Annotated in this window: 19 protein-coding genes and 1 pseudogene; 8 read left to right on the top strand and 12 right to left on the bottom strand. The window is 53.0% G+C overall.

Features of this window, described 5'->3' with window-relative positions:
• Positions 1-78 precede the first annotated feature (78 nt).
• On the bottom strand, positions 79-1,299 hold the full coding sequence (locus AC2FIB_RS16730) for an APC family permease (protein ID WP_496842426.1): 1,221 nt from the start codon (positions 1,297-1,299) through the stop codon (positions 79-81).
• Between the two features lie 746 nt (positions 1,300-2,045).
• On the opposite strand from AC2FIB_RS16730, the gene AC2FIB_RS16725 reads away from it, so the two are divergent.
• The gene (locus AC2FIB_RS16725) at positions 2,046-2,453 is read left to right on the top strand and encodes a c-type cytochrome (RefSeq protein WP_496737827.1); all 408 of its coding nucleotides are present in this window, start codon (positions 2,046-2,048) and stop codon (positions 2,451-2,453) included.
• Between the two features lie 15 nt (positions 2,454-2,468).
• Here the strand turns inward: AC2FIB_RS16725 and AC2FIB_RS16720 are convergent, their stop codons facing one another.
• Positions 2,469-3,626 carry a cation:proton antiporter gene (locus AC2FIB_RS16720; RefSeq protein WP_496737828.1) on the bottom strand — a complete coding sequence of 386 codons (1,158 nt, stop codon included), beginning with the start codon at positions 3,624-3,626 and terminating at the stop codon, positions 2,469-2,471.
• Positions 3,627-3,826: 200 nt separating this feature from the next.
• On the opposite strand from AC2FIB_RS16720, the gene AC2FIB_RS16715 reads away from it, so the two are divergent.
• The 3 genes and pseudogenes from AC2FIB_RS16715 to AC2FIB_RS16705 all read left to right on the top strand — a co-directional run.
• The gene (locus tag AC2FIB_RS16715; protein WP_496737829.1) at positions 3,827-4,276 is read left to right on the top strand and encodes a phasin family protein; all 450 of its coding nucleotides are present in this window, start codon (positions 3,827-3,829) and stop codon (positions 4,274-4,276) included.
• A gap of 57 nt (positions 4,277-4,333) precedes the next feature.
• The gene (locus AC2FIB_RS16710) at positions 4,334-4,741 is read left to right on the top strand and encodes a universal stress protein (RefSeq protein WP_496737830.1); all 408 of its coding nucleotides are present in this window, start codon (positions 4,334-4,336) and stop codon (positions 4,739-4,741) included.
• Between the two features lie 81 nt (positions 4,742-4,822).
• Positions 4,823-4,939: pseudogene (locus AC2FIB_RS16705) on the top strand (IS6 family transposase); the annotation flags it as partial.
• A 161-nt stretch (positions 4,940-5,100) separates the two neighbouring features.
• On the opposite strand, the gene AC2FIB_RS16700 reads toward AC2FIB_RS16705, so the two are convergent.
• The gene (locus AC2FIB_RS16700) at positions 5,101-6,537 is read right to left on the bottom strand and encodes an arylsulfatase (RefSeq protein WP_496842424.1); all 1,437 of its coding nucleotides are present in this window, start codon (positions 6,535-6,537) and stop codon (positions 5,101-5,103) included.
• Between the two features lie 355 nt (positions 6,538-6,892).
• On the opposite strand from AC2FIB_RS16700, the gene AC2FIB_RS16695 reads away from it, so the two are divergent.
• The 3 genes from AC2FIB_RS16695 (at position 6,893) to AC2FIB_RS16685 (ending at position 11,579) form a co-directional block, all read left to right on the top strand.
• A complete protein-coding gene (locus tag AC2FIB_RS16695) occupies positions 6,893-8,737 on the top strand; it encodes a DUF3604 domain-containing protein (protein ID WP_496842422.1) in 1,845 nt (614 codons plus the stop codon).
• A 307-nt stretch (positions 8,738-9,044) separates the two neighbouring features.
• Positions 9,045-9,665 carry a class I SAM-dependent methyltransferase gene (locus AC2FIB_RS16690; protein ID WP_496842420.1) on the top strand — a complete coding sequence of 207 codons (621 nt, stop codon included), beginning with the start codon at positions 9,045-9,047 and terminating at the stop codon, positions 9,663-9,665.
• A gap of 183 nt (positions 9,666-9,848) precedes the next feature.
• On the top strand, positions 9,849-11,579 hold the full coding sequence (locus AC2FIB_RS16685) for an adenylate/guanylate cyclase domain-containing protein (protein ID WP_496842431.1): 1,731 nt from the start codon (positions 9,849-9,851) through the stop codon (positions 11,577-11,579).
• Positions 11,580-11,760: 181 nt separating this feature from the next.
• On the opposite strand, the gene AC2FIB_RS16680 is transcribed toward AC2FIB_RS16685, so the two are convergent.
• The 4 genes from AC2FIB_RS16680 to AC2FIB_RS16665 form a co-directional block, all read right to left on the bottom strand.
• Positions 11,761-12,243, bottom strand: coding sequence for a DUF2182 domain-containing protein (locus tag AC2FIB_RS16680; protein WP_496842419.1), 483 nt, complete (start codon positions 12,241-12,243; stop codon positions 11,761-11,763).
• 42 nt (positions 12,244-12,285) lie between these two features.
• Positions 12,286-12,993, bottom strand: a complete 708-nt coding sequence (locus tag AC2FIB_RS16675; protein ID WP_170713689.1) for an IS6 family transposase — start codon at positions 12,991-12,993, stop codon at positions 12,286-12,288.
• Positions 12,994-13,299: 306 nt separating this feature from the next.
• Entirely contained in the window at positions 13,300-14,106 is an 807-nt protein-coding gene (locus tag AC2FIB_RS16670) for a phytanoyl-CoA dioxygenase family protein (RefSeq protein ID WP_234899401.1), read from the bottom strand.
• 4 nt (positions 14,107-14,110) lie between these two features.
• The gene (locus tag AC2FIB_RS16665; RefSeq protein ID WP_496842417.1) at positions 14,111-15,169 is read right to left on the bottom strand and encodes an L-idonate 5-dehydrogenase; all 1,059 of its coding nucleotides are present in this window, start codon (positions 15,167-15,169) and stop codon (positions 14,111-14,113) included.
• A gap of 69 nt (positions 15,170-15,238) precedes the next feature.
• Here AC2FIB_RS16665 and AC2FIB_RS16660 point away from each other — a divergent pair, with 69 nt between their 5' ends.
• Complete coding sequence (locus AC2FIB_RS16660) at positions 15,239-16,006, top strand: SDR family oxidoreductase (RefSeq protein WP_058277428.1); 768 nt, start codon at positions 15,239-15,241, stop codon at positions 16,004-16,006.
• A 47-nt stretch (positions 16,007-16,053) separates the two neighbouring features.
• Here AC2FIB_RS16660 and AC2FIB_RS16655 read toward each other — a convergent pair whose 3' ends face one another.
• From AC2FIB_RS16655 to AC2FIB_RS16635, 5 genes are read right to left on the bottom strand one after another with little or no spacing between them, the layout of a single operon-like run.
• Entirely contained in the window at positions 16,054-16,644 is a 591-nt protein-coding gene (locus AC2FIB_RS16655; RefSeq protein ID WP_170558336.1) for a LysE family translocator, read from the bottom strand.
• A 16-nt stretch (positions 16,645-16,660) separates the two neighbouring features.
• On the bottom strand, positions 16,661-17,584 hold the full coding sequence (locus AC2FIB_RS16650; RefSeq protein WP_496736509.1) for a 2-hydroxyacid dehydrogenase: 924 nt from the start codon (positions 17,582-17,584) through the stop codon (positions 16,661-16,663).
• Positions 17,577-18,425: a fumarylacetoacetate hydrolase family protein gene (locus AC2FIB_RS16645; RefSeq protein WP_058277425.1), complete on the bottom strand. Its 849-nt coding sequence runs from the start codon at positions 18,423-18,425 to the stop codon at positions 17,577-17,579. The genes AC2FIB_RS16650 and AC2FIB_RS16645 overlap by 8 nt, the downstream gene beginning before the upstream one ends.
• 11 nt (positions 18,426-18,436) lie before the next feature.
• Complete coding sequence (locus AC2FIB_RS16640; RefSeq protein ID WP_058277424.1) at positions 18,437-20,233, bottom strand: IlvD/Edd family dehydratase; 1,797 nt, start codon at positions 20,231-20,233, stop codon at positions 18,437-18,439.
• On the bottom strand, positions 20,230-20,988 hold the full coding sequence (locus AC2FIB_RS16635) for an SDR family oxidoreductase (protein WP_170396183.1): 759 nt from the start codon (positions 20,986-20,988) through the stop codon (positions 20,230-20,232). The genes AC2FIB_RS16640 and AC2FIB_RS16635 overlap by 4 nt, the downstream gene beginning before the upstream one ends.
• Positions 20,989-21,147 lie beyond the last annotated feature (159 nt).

Here is a 21,147-nt window from a genome sequence, read left to right as displayed (position 1 = left end):
AGTTTTGATCCTATGGAAGTTTGGTCAGTCGTCATATGCCGTGGCAGTTCGTTGAGGCCTTTGGGTCGTTTTGTCTAGTTAGAGAAATCCAGATCCGAAAAGCAATGCACTGGTGATCACCCCAAGGATCGGTACCACAATAGGAACTCGGAAATGCTTGGCGGCCTCGTCCGGCTGCATCTTCAGCTGGATCAGCGAAATGTTGACGAGCACAAAGACGCCCAGAACGATCTGAGACGTGCGCTCTGCCAGGGTACCAATCGGTATAGTTTGGGTCAGCAGAACGATGATTGCGACGACCAGCAAAGTAGCAACTACTGGTGTCTGCGTTGATTTAGGGACTATCGCCAGAACCTTCGGCAAATGGTCACGGTCAGCTAGTCCGTAGATCACCCGCGAGGCCATAATCATCTGAATCAGTACTCCATTGACTGTCGCCACAATCGCGACTGCGGAAAAGCCCTGTTTGATGACCTCGGGCGCGTTTGAAAACACGAGCGCGAGGGGTGCTGCGGACGTCGAAAGAACATCGATCGGCACAACAAGTAGAACCGTCATTGAGGTTCCTAGATACAACACGGTCGCCAGAACGAGCGTTAGCAAAATCGCTTTTGGGATGGTGCGCACGGGGTCTTTAACCTCTTCCGCGACATTAGCCATGTCCTCGAAGCCAACAAATGCAAAGAAAGCGAGAAGTGATGCTGCGAAAATGCCTCTCCACGCGTCGAGTTCCAGCGGCGGAAGCATCGAACTGATCCCGTATCCCTGCGGATCCTGGATCGACATGCCCCAGCCAATCACAAAGAGAAGACCTGCGATCTCAATGATCGTGATGACAGCCGCAATAAAGACAGACTCAGTGATCCCCCAAAGCGCGATTAGACCCATGATCAAAACAACACTGATAGTCAAAATAGGGATCGCAAAACTGGTCAAAGCGTGAAGGTATGATGCTGCGCCAATTGCAACGGCAGAAGCGGAGATAACGCCCGAGGCTGCCACCGCAAGCCCAACGAAAATCGCCATCCAGTTTTTCCGAAATCCCGCCTCAACATAGGCTGCTTCACCTGCGCTGACAGGAAATCGAGTTGTGAGTTCTGCATACGAAAGCGCGGTGAGTGATACGACGAGCGCGGCTACAACGAACGACAACGCCGCAAACGGTCCGGCAATGTCTGCTGTTGCGCCGACTAAAACGTAAATGCCCGCTCCGACCGTTACTCCAAGGCCATAAAGCGTGAGCAACGGGGTCGTAAGGGCCCGTCTGAGTTTCTGTTCGTTTGGATCAACAGAGTTCATAAGCGATTTCCACAAACTGCCCATTCAGAACGTCGTCAGAGGCGTCCGTCTCGTTTTTGTCCGCGATTGGCGCAGCGGCTTAATCCGATGGTCAAAGCTGCATCAAATGCCTTGTGTCTCAACGCCTGGGCGCATTGGGCGCCAATCAAGTAACACGGGGGCTCGCCACCACTCCTGCCGAGCCCCCTTGGGTGGAACTTCCACTCCTTAAGAATTCCGTTCACCTTTGTGTTTGCTTGGGGACAGACCGGTGAACGTAGAACACGCTAAAACATTCGTATTTCACTATGTGATTCTTGTTGGTGCTTTGATCTATGTCAATCAACTCGCGGTCGGCGGTCTGCGAGGCTGAATCCCAACCAACTGTCGTTTGCCTTCGGACTCAAAGGCAAAGCAAACATGTGAGGCGGTTTGAGATTTAGGGTAGAAAGCTATTCTTGATGCTCTGGAACCTGTTACCAACCTTGGGCTCGACTGGTTGCATCGCGTGTCGCATCACCTCTGGCGAATTCGTTGGCATTTGAACGCTTTGGAAGGAGTGCCGCCAGGGCGCAAGGGGGAGTGAGGTCAATGACGAAGTGGCGTAGTTGGAGGCCGCCTGGATTGGACTTGGCGCGTGCTCAAGCGCCATTCGACCGAAAAACCAATCTTCGTGCTGAAGCGTTCAACATGAGCGAGGTCAAAGAAGTTTCTTAAGGATGCGGTTTAAATAGATCTGCATCCGGGGCAGTAAATTGGAGGAGCATATGCAGATTGTTCGCGGAATTTTACTGGCACTGTTCGTCACGGGACCCGTTCTGGCGCAGGACGTCAGCGTCGATGAGGGGCGTGATTTGTACCGGACGTATTGCTGGCAATGTCACGGTTTCGAAGCGACCGGAGACGGGCCAATGGCGGAAATGCTGGCTATTCGAACGCCCAACCTCACCAAGTTGGTGGGCCAAAACGACGGTGTGTATCCAATAGATCGCATAGCTGAACAGATTGATGGTCGTTCACAATTGCTCGCCCATGGTGGCGAAATGCCAATCTTTGGCGCAGTGTTTGAGACAGACCAACAAATCGCGGTGGCTTTGCCCAATGGGCAACGAATAATGGTAGGTTTGCCGTTGGCGAATTTGCTCGCCTTTTTGGAATCGATCCAGACGGACTAGTCACTGGCTGATTTACTAATCCGTATCAGCCGCACGTCTGATTGACATGAGAGTCAACGGCGGCCCCAACACTTCGAAGGCCACAGTGCTGGCTAGAGTAAAGGCCATGATGGACGCGGCCCAATTCGGAAATTGCTCTCCGGCAACGAGTGCCATTCCTACCGCGACACCAGCTTGTGGCAACAAAGCGGGACCGTACCAGTGGGTCTGACGGCGAGGCAGGCCGCCCAGTCTCGCTCCGCAATAACCCCCGACAAGGCGGGCAACGGCGCGCAAGAATAGGAAAAGAGCACCAGCCCAGCCCATCAAGCCGAAGGCTTCAATATCCAACGTGGCGCCAGCCAGCAGGAAGAACAAAATCATGAACGGCCACTGAATGTGCTCGATCTCCTGAAAAGCACGCTCGTGATGGCGGGCAAGATTCCCGATCATTGCGCCCGCAACCATGCCTGCTACCAAGAATGAAACCTCCAGCCAAAGCGCAAGGCCCGCTGTAAGAAAAACTATGCCCACTGCTTCTGCCTGCATTGGCTCTCCCGGTTTCAAGCGGCCGGTCAGGTAAGCGGATGGCACACCTAGGGCGGTACCCAACAGTATCGCCCCTCCGAAATCCCACATCGCTGTGGTCGTGACGCTTGCCCAACCATCCGAATGACCGGCCAGAACCAGGGCGATACTGAATACGATCAGACCCCAAGCGTCATCAATTACGACGACGCCCTTTAATGTCTCGGTGAAGCTGTTGGACACTCCAGATTGCTTGATAACGTCTGTCATGGCGGCCGGAACTGTAGCCGTAGCAATTGCCGCCAGCGCCAATGCCAACCCGAAGGGTACGCCGACTGCGGTCAATCCAGCAGACACGATAACAAGGGTTGCAACCACGATTGCAATCGAAATAGTCAGAATGGCTCGGCCATGCCGAACCAGGTTCTCGCGGGTCAAAGATCCTCCAAGAAGGAAAGCGACCATCGTCAAGGCCACAATGGATATCTCGTCGAACCACGTTGCGACGTCGAGTGGGATCAACCCCATTCCGGCGTTCCCGGCGATCAGACCGAGGAAAAGTAAGGTAGTAACACGAGGAAGATGCGTGGCCCGGCCTAATTGATCGGCTGCCAATCCGGCAAGGAAGAGGACACCAAGGCTAATGAGAAAGCCGGCAATGTGCATAAAAATCCAAGCGTTAGGTTCTTGTCTAAACTACTCTAATTCCAATCCTGCCACCTAGGAACCGTTGTCGGAGAGAATGCGAGTGTCCCGTCGCAGCTTAGGCCGAAAATCCGCAAAATATGGGATATTGATCTGTATTAAGGCGAAAGCGCGCCGCAGGTGGCACAGTAACTCATACAGGAAATGAGGAGGAACTTTCGATGTCGAGAAAGAAAACTAGCACAAACAGCCCGACCTCACTGTTGGATGTTTTTAAGCAAATGCAGCCACCCATGTCTGGCAATCCGGCCTTCGGAGCCCAGATCGAACAATTTTGGGACGCGCAGGAAAAATTTCTCGAAGAAACGGAGGCCTTTGCACAGCATTGGTTCGAACGGCGTCATGAGGCGGTCCGGACGGCTCTACAAGCTGCACGCAATGTGTCGTCCGCGAACCCGTCCGATCCATCGAAAGCCTTTCAGAGCGTGGCGGAATGGCAGCGCCATTCAGCTGAGCGGTTGGTTGCTGACGCGCAGGAATGGTTCGAAACTGTGTCCCGTTGTGCATCTTATGTCGCAGAAACAGAAGCTGAAGCTGTTGAGAAAACAGTTGGTGATGTTGCAGCCGCTACAAAGAGCGCAGGGAAATCTTCAAAGTCTGAGCCTGTGTAGGTTTCCTGCTGCCGAAATACCAAACTGAAATCATCTGCGCAATAGATAGGAGGTCAAATGTACAAGAATATCCTGATCCCGGTTGCTCTGGACAAAGAACATGACACTCAAGCGTCGTTTAAGGCTGCGCGCCAATTGGCTGATGCCGACGCTGTTTTCACCGTTGTGCACGTCCAAGAACCTATTCCGGCATATGTGGGTTCTCAGATTCCAAGTGAAGTGCTTGCACATACGCGGCATGAGATATTGGAGAACCTACAAAAGACTGCCTCTGAAATTTCAGAGGCGAAGGTACAGCTCATCTCCGGGCATGCGGGTAGGGCAATTGTCGACTTCGCAAACCAGAGCGACGCCGATTGCATCGTCTTAGCTTCGCATAAGCCCGGATTCGAGGACATATTTCTAGGTTCCACTGCGAACAGAGTCGTGCATCATGCCAAGTGTTCGGTTCACGTAATTCGGTGATCCAAAGCTAGCGATGCGAGATCTCTATGGGGTCTTGTCAGAAGAACTTGGGTAGAGCGCTACAGGGCGGTTGCGTATCTTTTGCCCATTAGCAGACCTGCCTCTTTCAAGTACTTTAAAACCAGTCTCGAAATCATCCGCCTTGCGGTGATGTTGTACATCCGTTTCACGCTCATTCTGACGTCAGCAAAGCACATCAAACTGCAATTGGTGCAAGTACCGCGAATCCACACTTCGTCCGCAACGTAGACGTTTCAGCAAGTTGCAGCCAACGTCCGAGTTGCGGGCTAAGCCGCCGTTCGCTGCTGCGCGGCACGTTTCGTTTGAACGAACGACGAATTTACGGACAAAGCCACCGTTCAGTTTTTAGGTGGTTCGTACGGATCAGGCGTTCCTGGTGGGATTGGCGGGTATTCCTCGAAGGTTGCAATGTGCTCCTGCAACTGCGGCAGCGCCTTTTCGGCCGCCCATGTGTGCGGGAAGAGTACGCTTTCACGCTCGTGTGGGTCATTCAAAAGGTTGTAGATCCTTGGTGTGTCGTAAGACTCCGTTGCACCAAAAGCCGTCGTATTCTCTTTGAAAAGAACTTTCCAATCCTTCCATTTTACGCCGAATATCTGCTCACCCATGTAGACGATCACGCCTTCTCGGTTTGAGTTTGGTTGGTCACCAAGAAAGAACTTTGACTGGTCGACACCATCAAAAGCCCTGTCATCAGGCACCTTGCCTCCTGCGAAAGCCGCAAGTGTCGGATAGAGATCCATTGAGTGGACAACATCGTTGCTTTCAGAACCGGCAGGGATCTTCCCCGGCCACTTGATTGCAAAGGGTACACGCATGCTTCCTTCGAGGCTGGTGAACAGAGTACCGCGCCAAGGCCCGGCCGTACCATGTACCGCAGGAACTGGCGAGACGTTGGCGTTCCCAACCGGAAGAGCTTCGGGGCCGTTGTCAGCAGTAAATATCACCACGGTGTCGTCGGAAACGCCTGCCGCCTCAATCGCATCAACAATACGTCCGATATAGCTATCTGTTTGAAGCAGAATGTCGGCCCAGACGCCGTTTCCAGTGGCGCCTTCGAACTCCTCGGACGCGATGTTTGGATAGTGGGTCTGAGTATAAGCAAGATAGATGAAAAACGGCGCGTCTTCGGCACTCTTCGCTTCGATAAACTCGATGGCCTTTTTCGTCAGGTCGCCATCTATTTCGCCGCGATAGTCCAGATCGTAGTCTTGAGCGATGGTTGCTGGCTCGCCTGCAACACCCTGCATCACTACAGGCTCTTCCATGTTGGCATCGGCAAAACCCGGAAGCGTGCGCCAGACTGTAACGTCAGTGGTCTCAACGCCGTAAAACTCGTCGAATCCTTGATTCGTTGGATAGCGCCCTTCGGTCCATCCAAGATGCCACTTGCCGTACATGGTCGTGTTGTATCCTACCTCCTTCAGCATCTCGGCCATCGTGATTTCCCACTGAGTCAGACCGTAGACGCCACCTCCAAGAGGGACTGTATGGTTGCCACTCCGAACGCCGTACCGTCCTGTCATAGTCGCTGCACGGGACGGCGTGCACTGGCTTTCCACGTTGAAGTTCGTGAGTCGTAATCCTTCCGCTGCCAGGGCGTCCATCTCGGGAGTCGCTGTACCGCGGATAATGCCCCCACCGTTGAATCCGGGTTCACCCCAGCCAAAATTATCAAGAAATATGAATACGATGTTGGGTTTGTCCTGTGCTGAAGCAGCTGAGGAAAATAGAAGAGATAAGGACAGTAGGAATGTTCGCAATAACCACTTCATGATATCGCCTCCAATCAAGATCACGAGCTCAAGACTGACGAACCAAGTCACCAGTCGTCAATAACGTCGTCTCATTGCGGTGCTTTTTCACCGTGGCTGAGCGCCAGAGGTAAGGGTGAAGCTGCGGCCCCGGGCTAGTCGAGCCTCTCCTGAGATCTTCTGAGCTCATCTAAGAAAAACCGTTGTTTTCCTTGACGAACAGTCAGATCAGATGTTGGCATAGGCTGGCATTCAGCGCGGCTGGGAGGTTCAAATGAAGTTTTTTCTGACGACATCGACAGCAATAGTTTCTGCAGCATTCATATCAAGTTCTTCAAATGCTCAAGAGGCCGCACAAGGGGGGCAAGTCGGAGAGATGACCATATCGGTTGATGATATGCGCGAGCCCGCGCCTGCTGATTTCTCACCTTTTGCAGGTCGAGACTTTCCTACACGACCTCTGTGGGGTGACACTCACCTGCACACGTCAAATTCGCTCGATGCGCGCGGATTTGGCGTCATTCTGAGCCCCGACGATGCCTATAGGTTTGCACGTGGTGAGGAAGTCACCACCTCGCATGGCCTCCGTGTGAAGTTATCGCGTCCGCTCGACTGGCTTGTTGTATCCGATCATTCTGATGCCATGGGTGCAATGAATGAAATCATCGCGGGAAACTCCACGCTGATGCGCGATGCAACGCTCAGAGACTGGAGCGAACGGCTTAATGCGGGCGGAGACGTTGCACTTGGAGCGACTATGGAAGTCATTGAAACTTTTGCTGGCATCACCGGCGAGGCACTTCCCGAGGCTGTTGCAGATCGAAGGTTTGTACAATCCGTATGGGACGAGTTCACACAAACTGCGGATCATCACAACGACCCCGGCACGTTCACTGCGTTCATCGGATACGAGTGGACGTCCACCGAAGCTGGCAACAACCTCCACCGCAATGTGATCTACCGGGATGATGCCATTCGCGCTCGGCAAATGCTGCCCTTCACAACCGCAGAAACTTTTAATCCGGAACGGCTATGGGACTGGATGGAAACTTATGAAATAGAGACTGGCGGTCGTGTACTGGCCCTTGCCCACAACGGCAACGTCTCCAACGGCCTGATGTTTCCGGTCGAGACAAACCCTGAAACGGGTGAGCCTTTGACAGAAGACTACGCAGAGCGGCGTGCTAAGTGGGAGCCGATGTATGAGATTACCCAGATCAAAGGTGACGGAGAAACTCACCCGTTTCTCAGCCCGAACGATGAGTTCGCAGACTATGAAACCTGGGATAAATCCAATCTGGGCCCGACACCCAAAGAAGACTGGATGCTTCAGTACGAATACGCGCGCGAGGCCTTGAAGAACGGTCTCAAGCTAGAGGCTCAGCTCGGCACCAATCCATACAAGTTCGGAGTAGTGGGCTCGACCGACAGCCATACGGCTTTGGCCACGGCGGAAGAAGACAATTTCTTTGGCAAACACTCTGGTGTCGAGCCGGAACCTGGCCGTTGGCAGCATGTCGTTGGCGAATTCGATGCCTTGAGGATTCTCGGGTGGGAAATGGCAGCCTCTGGCTATGCAGCAGTTTGGGCTGAAGACAACACACGCGAAGCCATATTCGACGCCATGGAACGGAAAGAAGTTTACGGGACAACCGGTAGTCGCATCGCGGTTCGTTTCTTTGGTGGTTGGGACTTTACGGAAGCTGATGCAAGGTCTCGTTTGCCCGCAGAAATAGGATATGAAAAAGGCGTTCCGATGGGTGGGGACCTCGCAGACGCGACAGAAGGCGCGGACGCCCCAACCTTCTTGGTTGCTGCGCTGAAAGATCCGTTCTCCGGCAATCTCGACCGTGTTCAGATTGTGAAAGGTTGGCTAAATTCCAGCGGCGAAACTGAAGAGCGGGTCTATGACGTGGCTTGGTCGGGAGACCGAGAACCCGATGCGGACGGCAACCTGCCAGCGGTGGGGAACACCGTGGATGTTGCAACGGGCACGTTTACCAATTCCATAGGGTCTCCAGAGCTGATCACTGTTTGGACAGACCCTGAGTTCGATCCTTCAGTGCGGGCTTTCTTCTATGCCCGAGTCTTGGAAATTCCCACTCCGAGGTGGACAATTTACGATGCTGTTCGGTTCGGAGACGAACTTCCCGCGGAGGTTCCCACGTCAACGCAGGAACGCGCGTACACTTCGCCAATTTGGTATACGCCCGAGAACTGAAAAATACCTAATCCGACGTCGTTGCGGTAAAAGCCCGGCAGTTCCTGTCGCAGCAACAGTAGGCTAATGCGTTCATGCGAACGTCCGCTTAGGGCTCAAGGCAGTCATCTGAGTCTTTTTGTCAGATGACGGCTTAGGAACGGACAGCGGTCATTGTTGGTGGTCATTCCGAGAAAATTCGCCTGGAGGTCTGCATTGAACGGCAGCGGACGTTCGCTGAAATCTGCTGAACGGCAGAGTTGCGGACATTGCAGTCATTGACCTAAAGTTACATGATCACCACCTGACGGGATCAAGTGGAGACACCATGGCAGACGAGAGAGTGAGCCACTGGGAGGAGGTCTACCGCGAGAAAGACGATACCCAGCTGAGTTGGCATCAGGATGATCCCTCGATCTCGTTGGAGCTCTGCGACGTGGTCGGCGTCGATAATGCCTCCTCTGTGATAGACATAGGCGGAGGCACTTCACACTTCGCAGAACGCCTGATCGAAAGAGGACTGAGCGACGTTTCTGTGCTCGATGTATCCAAAGCTGCGCTTGATCGATCTCGTGGACAACTTGGCGCCGTAGGCGAGCAGATTGAATGGATCGCAGCCGATGTCACAACCTGGAGCCCGGAGAGAAGCTATGATCTATGGCACGATCGCGCCGTATTTCATTTCCTTGTCGATGCGGACGACCGTTCCGCCTACCGGGACCAGTTGTACCGCTGCCTTCTCCCAGGTAGCCATGCGATTATCGCAACGTTTGCGCTCGACGGTCCGAAGAAGTGCAGCGGTTTGCCAATCGTTCGCTATGATCCAGAGGGGCTACGTGAGGTATTAGGCGATCGTATTTCCCTGGTTACGCATCGGAAGCACACACACCATACTCCTTGGGGAAGCTCTCAGTCCTTCCAATTCAGCTTGTTACGCGTGGGCCAGTAGCGCTGCTGTTGCGCTGCTAATGCGCTTCGGCACGACTGTGACATCCAATGGCCTTGCTCATGCCTTCGCTGCAACTTTACTCATCCGGCGGCCGTCTTGCGGACGAAGTCGCCCTTCGGTTTCTTTCCAAGCCTGCGCATGATAATCTTTGATAATTGCACTTTGCTCGGAGGAGGATGACCTCTGAAACGCAGGCTGACCGCCATACTAGCAGCCGATCTGGTTGGGTATTCCCGCCTTATGAACTCGGATCAAAGCGGAACGCTCAGCGCGTTGCGAGAGCTTCGATCTGGGCTTTTTGACCCTTCTGTAGTCGCGCATCGCGGCAATTTAGTGAAATGCATGGGGGATGGTTGGATAGTCGAGTTTCCATCAGTCTCTGACGCTGTGACCTGTGCTGTCGCCATTCAGAACTCTTTGGCCAGCGAGAATACGCTGAAGTTGAGAATTGGGATACACACAGGTGAAGTCGTTTTCGAGGAGGATGATGTCTTTGGTAACGGCGTTAACGTCGCCGCTCGTTTGGAAGCGCTTGCTGAAGCCGGGCAGGTTCTTATCTCCGGCTCCGCCTATGAATGCCTGGACAGCAAAACGGCTTGCGCGTTCCAAGGCGGAGAAAACCGTGAGCTTAAGAACATTGATCGACCGGTGCCAGTCTGGTGGTGGGGGAACGCCGAGTCTGTAGATCCGCTTGATGATTTTGAACCGCCTGGGTCCCCTGACGGAACTGCAATCGCCGTATTGCCATTTGACAACATTTCAGGCGACCCCGAACAGGAATATTTTTCGGACGGGTTGTCCGAAGACATAATTACTGCTCTGTCGAAACACCACTGGCTCGAGGTCGTCGCGCGCAACACGACCTTTGCCTACAAGGGAAAATCCCCGAATGTTCGGCAGCTCGCCGATGACTTGGACGCCGACTACGTTGTCGAAGGCTCGGTCAGGAAAGCGGGTGCGCGTATTCGAGTCACGGTTCAGCTGATTGACGCATCGACTGGCAACCACGTGTGGGCGGAAAAATATGACCGTCAGTTGGAAGACATCTTCGATGTTCAGGACGAGATCACGGAAACAATTGTTGGCAGACTGGAGCCCGAGGTCGGAAATGCGATCCGGCGCAAGTTAGAAGATTCGCCGCGCCGAAACCCCCATGCCTGGGACTGCTATCATCATGGGCTTGCGCACTTTTACAAGTTTACTGCCGTAAGCAACCGTGAAGCTCAGAGGTTGTTTCTCCAAAGCCGCGAACTGGACCCCAGTTTTCCCGAGGCACATGCCTGGTGGGCCTATGCCACGATTCTCGGGATGGTGTATTGGGACACGGAACCGGATTCTGCCCTTATGGACGAAGCGCTGGCTGCCGCACGCACCGCCGTTTCAATGGATAACCAGAATGCGCTGCTCTACATGCTGATGGGCAGAGTCCAACTGGCCCGCCGGGAATACCGCAGCGCGCTGGCTGAGAATGAAACTGCAATCAAATTGAACCCGACGCTGGCTCCAGCATATTGCGGATTGGGAGACTCACTTTCCTATGAGGGACGATACGAAGAGGCGATTGCCAATTTCGAGAAAGCCGTGGAGATGAGCCCTAACCATCCACAGCTTTGGGCCTTTCTGAGCTATGGCGCGCTGACTCTGCTTTTCGATCACCAGTTCGAGAAAGCTCTGGACTGGGCAGAGCGGGCTCGCGATGTGCCAAATTGCCAATACTGGGCCACAGCGCATGCAGTCGTGGCGCTTGCCAATCTCGGGCGGGACAAAGATCTGGCCAAGATGGCGCATAACCTAATGGTGGAAGAGCCGAAATTCTCGCGGTCATTCGCAAAAAATAAGCTGTTCTATCTGAAGCGGGACGATCAAATGGAACTTTACCTTGCAGGGCTTGCAAAGGCAGGTATCCCCGCCTGATTTTTCCTGTGATCGGCCCTTGCTTTGCCGCTTGTCTTGAATGCTTGCGTCAGGTCAAGCCGAATGACCGCAAAGGATTCGGAGCGGGACTTAAACTCCCGCAGAAATTGCTTGTCCGGTGACGTGTTGACGAACGCTCTGCGGTGGCCTTTATCCAGCCTGTGAATACACCAATGTTTCCTCAGGCAATCGTGATCAGCCACCCGCCCCAGGCAATCAAAACCAAGCCCAATCCTCGGCTCAGAAACCGCCCGAATGGCAACGTCTTTTCCGCCAACACTACGATTGTAAGTACGGCAACCCACGGCAGGTTCATGACGCCCAACACAAACAACAGCACCATCAGCATCCAGCAGCAGCCAAGACAGTAGGCCCCGTGGTGAAGCCCCATCTTCGCGGCACCCAGGGTTCCCTCGTGCCAATGAGCCGTCAGAAAACTCATGGGCGAGCGGCAATGCTCTAGGCAAGCGTTCTTGAGTGGCGTCCATTGAAACAACCCGGCAAGTATCAACATCACGCCGCCCACAGTCGGCGCAATCCTCCCCATCATGGATGAAAGCGCGCCACCCGTGTGCAGCCACCAATTCAATACCGTCGCCGCCAGCGAGAATACCAGCCAAACCAACAGATACCCCGCCACGAAGCTGCCCGTTGGTGCTGTCAAACGAATTCGAACTCGTCTCTGTTGGGCCAGTGACGCTGTCCTTTATCCCGCACCAAGTTCGCGCCATTCGGTAAGAGCGGCGTTGCGTGTCAGCTTGAAGATGTCTCTGCTGGCTAGCGATCTTTCCTGATTGAAATGGTTGTAGACGGAGGAGTGGACGGAAGCGAATTTCTGCAAACTTCGCATACGCCTGAACCGTTGCATGGCGCGTTCTCTTCGTCGGAACGGCAGGTGCGAATTCTCAACACGGTTGTTGAGCCATCTGCCCGTCATTTGCTTTTCCAGCGCACCCAAGTCTCTGAGCGCCGCCTTGTAGGATGCAAAGCGATCTGTGACTACTTCTTCAGCTTTGCCGTGCCGCTTCATCAATTTTTTGAGGAATTTCAGTGCTGCAGCTTTGTTTCGGCGCTTCGTGACAACGGCTTCCAGCACCTCGCCTTCGTGATCAACAGCCCGCCAGAGATAATGGCGTTTGCCATTTACCTTCACGAAAACCTCGTCAACGTGCCACTTCCACTTTGAAAAGGCTCGGAGTTGCTGAACACGCTTTCGTCTGATCTCGGCAGCAAACATTGGGCCAAACCTGTTCCACCAATATCGGACAGTTTCGTGACTCACGTCGATGCCTCGCTCATGCAGCAGATCTTCGACATTCCGAAGCGAGAGTGGAAACCGAATATACAGCATCACCGCCAGGCGGATGATCTCAGGACTGGTTTTGAAGTACTTGAAGGTGGCAGGTTTGGTCATTCCTAAAAGCTATGCACCCGCCCTGCCCCGCTCAAGCAAAGTTAATCTGACAAGACCCCGAAAAGGTCAAAACAAAGGAAGAGGCGCTAAGCGCAACGATCGCAAATTAAAAATTAAACAGAATATTTTTTGAGTTTGTAATGACTATTTTGATTTCGAACCTGCCGTAGACTTCCTCTGCAACTTTTCGCCCAGTGGAAGAAAAGCTTAGCGACTATGTTAACTTTTAATTGTCTACTAGTTTTCGCGATTCAGGGCGGTTTCCCGGTCGATATAGCAATGGGTCTGAGGTCGAGAAGGGAGTCATTACACTCCGGCGAAGAGTATTTGTTTCTTGCGATCTGCATCCCTTTGACACAAAACGAAATCGTTCTCATGCAAAAAGCCCTGAGGAGAGGACGCAACTAAAAAATGCCCAAAATCATCTCGCCCTGCGACTAGCGCAACCAAAGTTTTCACTCCGTTTTGCTGTTTCATTGAGGGCTTTATGAAACGCAACGCCACACCAATGCGTCTATCGTCCGTGTTATTGGGCCCTGATGCGTGAAAGAGATGCCCGTGATGCATGGATGCCTGCCCTGCACGCAATTCGGCAGCAACTGCATCTTTTTCGTTCACATCGACTGCGATTTCCTGCCCACGTGACAAAAGATTGTTTTCGCTGAAGGTGTCCACGTGAGGCACGATCCGGCTTTTATGGCTGCCAGGAACAAACCTCATACACCCGCTTTGCTCAGACGCTTCTGAAATCGCAACCCAACAGGTTACCTCTTCAGCATCATCCAAACCCCAATAGGTCAAGTCTTGGTGCCACGAGACTATCTTCGATGATCGCGCTTCTTTTACGAAAAGTGCACCGCTCCAAACCATGAGGTCCGGCCCCAACACTGTTGAAGCAGCCTCAATCAGCTTCGGATGGCGAAGAAGTGCATCGAATGATGGTATCAGCCTGTCTGGATAAGAATATAGAAGCTTGAGTTTCTCTGGGTCGTCTCTGAGAATGAGCTCTGCTTTCTCAAAATCATCGCGCAGCGTTTGGACCTCGGAAGCTGTCAGGATATCCAGCGGAGCTACGAAACCGTCTCTTTCATAAGTCTTTGCAATATCACGCATTCGCCTATCCATCGTCACTTTCCGGAAACGTTAACTGCACTTTCATTGATTGGCTTCGATCAGACGCGACCTCAAAGGCAGTAACAGCCTCGCCAACTTCGAAGGAATGCGTCACCAACTGGTCGACGTTTATTAGTCCGCTTCGCATCATCTCGACCGCGACTGAGAACTCGGAATGGAAACGGAAAGACCCGCGAAGGACTATCTCTTTTGCAGTCAACGCCTGCATTGGCACAGTCATATCTCCACCCAGACCAAGCTGAACCAATGTTCCACCCGGTCGCAAGCATGCGACGCCAGAAGCCAGAGCCGATTGAGCCCCAGAACACTCCAGTTGGACATCAACCTGGCCCTTGTCGTTTTCAAACTGCTCCAGTTTTTGCGGATCGGCGTAGGTGTTGATGACATCGTCTGCCCCGCATTCACGCGCCAGAGCGAGGGTCTGGTCCGAGATATCCGTCGCCACTATTCTGGCCGCTCCAGAACGGCGTACCGCCAAGATCGTGAGGCAGCCAATCGGGCCGCATCCCGTTAAAAGTACCGTTTTGCCTAAGAGGTTTCCGGCTTGTTTAATCGCGTGCAAACAGACAGCCAGAGGTTCGGCCATAGCGGCCTGCGCAGGGCTCAACCCATCTGCCGGAACACATTGACTGGCTTTCGCCACGAGTTTGCTTTGAAAAGCGCCTTGGATATGCGGGAACGGCATCGCGCTGCCATAGAACTTCATATCAAGACAGTGGTTTTGCTGCCCGTTCAGACAATAAATGCAGGCTTGGCAAGGGCGGGATGGAGAAACTGCAACCAGTTGGCCTAAGTGCAGCCCCTGCACACTTGACCCGACTTTCACGATTTCTCCGGCGACTTCATGTCCTAGCACCATCGGCTGACGCAACTTGATCGCACCGAAACCACCGTGGTTATAATAATGCAGGTCAGAGCCGCAAATCCCACCCGCGCGCATGGCAATCAAGACTTCGTCTGGCCCCACGTCGTGTACGTCCCGGTTTTCCAACCTCAGATCTTTTGCGGCATGGATAACAACAGCAACATTGGCCGAAGACATTGCACAGACTCCCTATACATATTGCCAAAAGATACGGATAGTCGGTGCTGACAACCAAGGGGTTTTTGCATGATGCTTGAAATGTTCAACCTAGAGGGAAAACGCGCACTAGTAACAGGCTCTAGCCAAGGCATTGGATTTGCGTTGGCCCGTGGCTTGGCTGCCGCCGGTTCGCAAGTCGTTTTGAACGGGCGCGACACCGCGAAACTAGCGGCAGCGGCATCCGAGTTGAGCGAAACAGGCGCCTCGGTACGTGAACTTTCGTTCGATGCAACCGATCATGAAGGTGTCCGATCTGCCGTGGACAACTTTGAAGACAATGTCGGCCCCATAGACATCCTGATAAACAACGCCGGAATGCAATACAGGACGGAGCTACAGGATTTCCCCGCTGATGCCTTCGAGCACCTACTACAGACAAATGTAGCGTCCGTCTTTCATGTCGGTCAGGCTGTGGCACGGCACATGATTGAAAGAAAGTCAGGCAAGATCATTAACATTGCGTCGGTTCAATCCGCATTGGCAAGACCGGGTATTGCGCCTTACACGGCGACAAAAGGTGCCGTGACCAACCTTACAAAGGGAATGGCGACTGATTGGGCTAAGTATGGCCTAAACTGCAATGCCATTGCGCCTGGATATTTCGATACACCTTTGAACGCCGCATTGGTTGCTGACCCTGAGTTTAGTGCATGGCTCGAGAAACGCACCCCGGCCGGTCGCTGGGGCAATGTGGAAGAACTTGTCGGCGCCGCCATATTCCTTGCCTCCCCTGCATCCAGTTTCGTCAATGGACATACTCTCTACGTTGATGGCGGAATAACGGCGTCACTTTGATTTGTGTCTTTCAACCGTCTGCTAGGTACGACTGACGCAGGCTTTGTTTAAAGCGCCGACGCCAAAGCAGTCACCACAACAACCATCAATGAAGCCGCCATCGCAAAGTTGATCCTTTGATGTGATCTCTCACTTAAATCAAGGCTGCCTAGCTTTGCGCCAGCACCCAGCCAGATCATGTGCACTGGCACCCAAACCATATTGAATATTACGATTTTTATGACGACCTCCCAAACGGGCGCATCGGGCAAAAAGGCAAACCCTGAAAACAATGCAGTGCCAACCACGTAAGCCTTGGGATTAATGAACTGAAGTGTCAGCCCGTTCGCAAAACCAAGTGGCGAGACCGCGGGGGAAAACCCGACCTTTGAGCCAGCTCTTGCAATACGCCAGGCAAGAAATCCCAAATACCCAACAGAGGCAAATAGCAGCAAAGTTCTAAGTACCGGTATAGCCAAAGCTACTGCAGCGACTCCAGAGACAACAAACATCATGTTGATGAACCCGCCCAGCATCAAACCGGCCACAAAAGCGAGCCCAGCTCGAAAACCAAATGCTGATCCAATACCCGCAGTTGTCAAAACACCTGGGCCAGGCGTAATCAGCAGAAAGAAAACCGCAACGGCAAACTCAAACACTATTCAGATTGGCCTTCTACAGATCTCTGCATTCCGGCACAGCTGTGATCACCGATCCGTCCTTAAGGTGTTGCAGGAGATTGTCGACAGTTAGGTCACCCATAGCTGCACGTGTCTCAATAGTCGCGCTACCAGCGTGAGGGAGAAGAACGACATTGGACAACTCGCGCAATGCTTTTGGAACGCGCGGTTCGTCTTCAAAAACATCAAGCCCTGCCCACCCGAGCTCACCGTTTTGCAATGCATTGATTAGGGCAGTTTCGTCGACAACCGAACCTCGACTAACGTTTATAAGAGTGCCCCCTGCCCCCAACGCGCGCAACACCTCAGCGTTGACCAGCCTATTGGTCGACGGGCCGCCGGGCGTGATGCATATGAGGACATCCACATGTTCTGCCATTTCAACCAAACTGTCGAAATATCGGTACGGGACATCCTTTTGATTGCGGGTATTATAAGAGATTTCGGGGGCCCACGGCTCCAACTTATCAACGATCGCCTGACCAATGCGACCAAGACCAAGAATGCCTATTCTTTGATTGTCCGCTGATCGTGTCAAAGGGGCATTACCTTCAACTTCCCACCGTCCGGACCGAACGTAATCGTCGTCACGTACGAGCTCTCGATAACATGACAGCAACAGCAAAACGGCGGTGGTTGCGACTTCTTTGTTCAAAACACTCGGTGTGTGCGTCACGACAATCCCGCGCTCTGCCGCGGCATTTGCGTCGACGGCGTCGTAACCGACTCCATAGACGCTGATCATCTTCAAACTGCTGAGTGATGTCATCAGGTCATGCGGAACGCCATCATGCCCATTTGTAACGATATGTGTTATACTATCCGCGCTGAAATCGTCCAATTGATGAATATTGAACACTGTGGCCAGGCGTTCTCGCATCCGTTCAGTGATCCCTCCGATTTGCAATAAGTCAGTCATCTTGGCCGACCTCTTGCCGCTGAACGCCAAGCCCATCGATACGAAGCTCCATGACGTCGCCTTTTTTCAGGTAAACTGGGTCCGGTTTGATCCCCATTCCAACACCGGGCGGTGTTCCAGTTGAAATGACGTCGCCGGGATGCAGTGTGAAAAGTTGGCTTAGATGTTCAATGATCTCGGCAACGGAAAAGATCATCGTAGCAGTATTCCCGGTTTGCATGCGCTGACCGTTTACATCCAGTGACATACCAAGACTTTGAGGATCCGGCACCTCATCCCGGGTCACTAGCCAAGGGCCAGTAGGGCCAAATGTGTCGCAAGACTTGCCTTTGGTCCATTGACCGGTCAGTTGAGTTTGAAAATGCCTTTCCGACACGTCGTTTACGATGCAATAGCCGGCAACGTATTCGAGCGCGTCGGCCTTGGAAACGTATTTGACTGTTTTGCCTATGACGACGCCCAGTTCGCATTCCCAGTCGGTGTGTGTAGATCCCCGCGGCATGACAACTTCGTCATATGCCCCAATGACCGCTGAGTTAGCCTTGAAAAAAAGTATCGGATGCTCGGGAATATCTGCGCCGGTTTCTGCTGCATGGTCCGAGTAGTTCAAACCGATGCAAAGAAATTTACCGATGTCACCGACACACGGTGCGATACGAGGGTCACCCTCTACAATTGGCAGGTTGTTCGGATCCAATGAGCGCAGGTTATCAAGCGTTCCGTCATCCAACATATCACCCGTAATATCAATGATATGAGCGGACAGATCCCGCAATTGGCCCTCAGCGTCGACCAACGCAGGCTTTTCCGAGCCCTCTACTCCGTAACGAACAAGTTTCATTTCTGTTCCTTTTAGTGATTGTCGCGTGGCATGAATCCTCGCGCGATATCGTGGTAGTTTTCTGCCCCCTTGAGCGTCATACCGCGATCCAACCGATCTACTTTTTCGCGGAAAATTTCCTGCCACGGGGATTGGTTGGGCGGCATTGAATACCCACCCTTTGCCTCCAGATCGCGGGCGCGTTCATGCAGTTCTTCGAGCGAAACCAGCATATCTGCTGTGCCTTTGCCAAGATCGATGCGCAGGCGGTCACCATTTCGCACTAAGGCCAACCCACCACCCTCTGCAGCTTCGGGTGAAGCATTCAGGATAGACGGGCTTCCTGATGTTCCGGATTGCCGTCCATCACCGATGCAAGGAAGGGCTTCGATGCCTTGTTTCAACAAATATGCGGGCGGACGCATGTTCACGACCTCTGCGGCACCTGGGTAACCTTTTGGTCCTGCTCCGCGCATAATCAGAATACAGTTTGCGTCGATGTATTCTTCGGGATCATCGATCCGATGGTGAAAATCCTCAGGCCCATCAAACACAACCGCCCTGCCCTCAAATGCATTAGGATCATCCGGGTTCGACAGGTAGGTCTGTCGAAATGACTGTGAGATCACAGATGTCTTCATAATCGCACTCTCGAACAGGTTACCCGAGAGATTGATGAACCCCGCCTGTTGCTTAACCGGGCTATCAACAGTCTTGATTACTTTGCTATTCTGAGACCGGCGCGCCGAGCAATTATTGCCCATCGTCTTGCCGTTCACCGTTATCGCATCGGGATGCGGCAGCAATCCAGCGTCAAGAAGCTCTCCGACAACGGCGGGTACACCTCCGGCCTGTTGGTAATCTTCGCCCAGATACTCACCCGCAGGCTGCATGTTAACCAACAGTGGAACGTCGTGGCCAAGTTTCTGCCAGTCATCGTTGGTCAACGGAACACCAAGATGCCGGGCGATTGCATTCAGGTGGATCGGCGCGTTCGTCGATCCGCCAATCGCAGAGTTGATAACAATCGCATTCTCAAAAGCCTGACGTGTCATCACATCGCTCGGGCGTAGATCCTCCCAGACCATGTCCACAATGCGTTTACCCGTTTCATAACTGATTTGACCGCGCTCTCTATACGGGGCTGGAATGGCTGCTGATCCGGGCAATTGCATACCCAAGGCCTCAGCAAGCGAATTCATGGTCGTTGCTGTTCCCATCGTATTGCAATAACCCACCGAAGGTGCTGCGGCGGCTGCGATCTCCATGAACTCATCGGTGTCTATTTCGTCAGCCGCAAGGTCTTCGCGCGCTTTCCAAATAACCGTTCCCGATCCGGCGCGCTCACCTTTCCACCAGCCGTTGAGCATGGGACCGACCGACAGGGCAATCGCCGAGATGTTGACGGTCGCAGCGGCCATAAGAAGCGCGGGCGTGGTCTTGTCGCAACCAATGTTCAGAACAACGCCATCAATCGGATACCCGAATAGACTCTCAACCAAGGACAGATAAGCCAGGTTGCGGTCGAGTGACGCCGTTGGCCGTTTACCTGTCTCTTGTATCGGGTGGACCGGTATTTCGATGCACGTTCCCCCGGCGGCGATGATTCCATCGCGAACACGTTTTGACAATTCGATATGATGCCGATTACAGGGGCTCAAATCACTGCCGGTCTGAGCAATGCCAATGATCGGTTTGCCTGATTGCAGTTCCTCACGGGTCAATCCGTAATTCAGGTATCTTTCCAGATACAATGCCGTCATCTCAAGGTTCTCAGAATTCATGAACCACTTGCGAGATCGCAAATCTTTTTTTGATACTTTTGTCATTGGCCTGACCAACCCCCGTCAATTATGTGCGTGTGTCCAGTGGTGAATGCACTTTCATCGCTCGCCAGATAGACGACCAATGCAGCAATCTCTTCTGCTTTCGCTACACGCCCCATAGGCTGTCGCGCCACAAATTGTGCAAGGGCCTCTTCTCTGCTGCCCAGTTGCTCGCCCAACGCATCTACGCGGTCACGCCAACTGGGACTGTCGACTGTTCCCGGACAAATGCAATTGCACCGGATTCCTTTTGTTATGAAGTCCACGGCTACCGATTTCGTCAGCCCAACAACAGCGGCTTTTGTCGTTCCATATACAAAACGATTTGGCGCACCGATTATGGAACCCAGTGCGGAAGACATATTGATTATCGAGCCTCCTCCGCGCTCTAGCATTCCCGGCAATACAGCCTTTGTCGTGCGCACCATTGAGCGCACATTAAGGTCCATGGCGAAATCCCACTCTTCATCGGTTGCATCCAGAATAGTTCCGTGATGCACGAACCCTGCGCAGTTGAACAAAACGTCCGGCTTCGCTCGCGCGACCCCATGATGAATGCTGTCATTATTCGTCACATCCATCTCGAAAATTTCGAGATTTTCGAGATTCTGACCGCGAATCAAATTTAGTTTTTTGGGGCTAATATCCGTCGCATAGACTTTTGCACCCTCTCTTGCCATTGCAATTGCGCTTGCAAGTCCGATCCCCTGTGCGGCGGCTGTGACCAGGACGCTTTTTCCCTTAAGTCTTTCTGACATATAAATATTCCGACCTCAAAAGTGGCGACTGGACAAGTGTTACGTCGTCCCACAGATCAACCGAGAAGCAAAGAAACCTTGGCGGATTTGCAACGACTTCTGGCATGTGGGCACAGAGCCGTTAGCGTATGACAGAGATTTTGGTTTGGCCATAACCAT

Source organism: Ruegeria sp. YTSA072 (assembly GCF_059610285.1).
This window is presented reverse-complemented; position numbering and strand designations above follow the sequence as displayed.

What these genes read in the sequence shown, in the direction of transcription:
- AC2FIB_RS16650 (WP_496736509.1), bottom strand. Translation starts at nt 17,584, where the DNA reads ATGACTGACTTATTGCAAATCGGAGGGATCACTGAACGGATGCGAGAA.
- AC2FIB_RS16645 (WP_058277425.1), bottom strand. Translation starts at nt 18,425, where the DNA reads ATGAAACTTGTTCGTTACGGAGTAGAGGGCTCGGAAAAGCCTGCGTTG.
- AC2FIB_RS16725 (WP_496737827.1), top strand. Translation starts at nt 2,046, where the DNA reads ATGCAGATTGTTCGCGGAATTTTACTGGCACTGTTCGTCACGGGACCC.
- AC2FIB_RS16695 (WP_496842422.1), top strand. Translation starts at nt 6,893, where the DNA reads ATGACCATATCGGTTGATGATATGCGCGAGCCCGCGCCTGCTGATTTC.
- AC2FIB_RS16700 (WP_496842424.1), bottom strand. Translation starts at nt 6,537, where the DNA reads ATGAAGTGGTTATTGCGAACATTCCTACTGTCCTTATCTCTTCTATTT.
- AC2FIB_RS16720 (WP_496737828.1), bottom strand. Translation starts at nt 3,626, where the DNA reads ATGCACATTGCCGGCTTTCTCATTAGCCTTGGTGTCCTCTTCCTTGCC.
- AC2FIB_RS16675 (WP_170713689.1), bottom strand. Translation starts at nt 12,993, where the DNA reads ATGACCAAACCTGCCACCTTCAAGTACTTCAAAACCAGTCCTGAGATC.
- AC2FIB_RS16710 (WP_496737830.1), top strand. Translation starts at nt 4,334, where the DNA reads ATGTACAAGAATATCCTGATCCCGGTTGCTCTGGACAAAGAACATGAC.
- AC2FIB_RS16730 (WP_496842426.1), bottom strand. Translation starts at nt 1,299, where the DNA reads ATGAACTCTGTTGATCCAAACGAACAGAAACTCAGACGGGCCCTTACG.
- AC2FIB_RS16670 (WP_234899401.1), bottom strand. Translation starts at nt 14,106, where the DNA reads ATGCGTGATATTGCAAAGACTTATGAAAGAGACGGTTTCGTAGCTCCG.
- AC2FIB_RS16640 (WP_058277424.1), bottom strand. Translation starts at nt 20,233, where the DNA reads ATGACAAAAGTATCAAAAAAAGATTTGCGATCTCGCAAGTGGTTCATG.
- AC2FIB_RS16665 (WP_496842417.1), bottom strand. Translation starts at nt 15,169, where the DNA reads ATGTCTTCGGCCAATGTTGCTGTTGTTATCCATGCCGCAAAAGATCTG.
- AC2FIB_RS16715 (WP_496737829.1), top strand. Translation starts at nt 3,827, where the DNA reads ATGTCGAGAAAGAAAACTAGCACAAACAGCCCGACCTCACTGTTGGAT.
- AC2FIB_RS16660 (WP_058277428.1), top strand. Translation starts at nt 15,239, where the DNA reads ATGATGCTTGAAATGTTCAACCTAGAGGGAAAACGCGCACTAGTAACA.
- AC2FIB_RS16690 (WP_496842420.1), top strand. Translation starts at nt 9,045, where the DNA reads ATGGCAGACGAGAGAGTGAGCCACTGGGAGGAGGTCTACCGCGAGAAA.
- AC2FIB_RS16635 (WP_170396183.1), bottom strand. Translation starts at nt 20,988, where the DNA reads ATGTCAGAAAGACTTAAGGGAAAAAGCGTCCTGGTCACAGCCGCCGCA.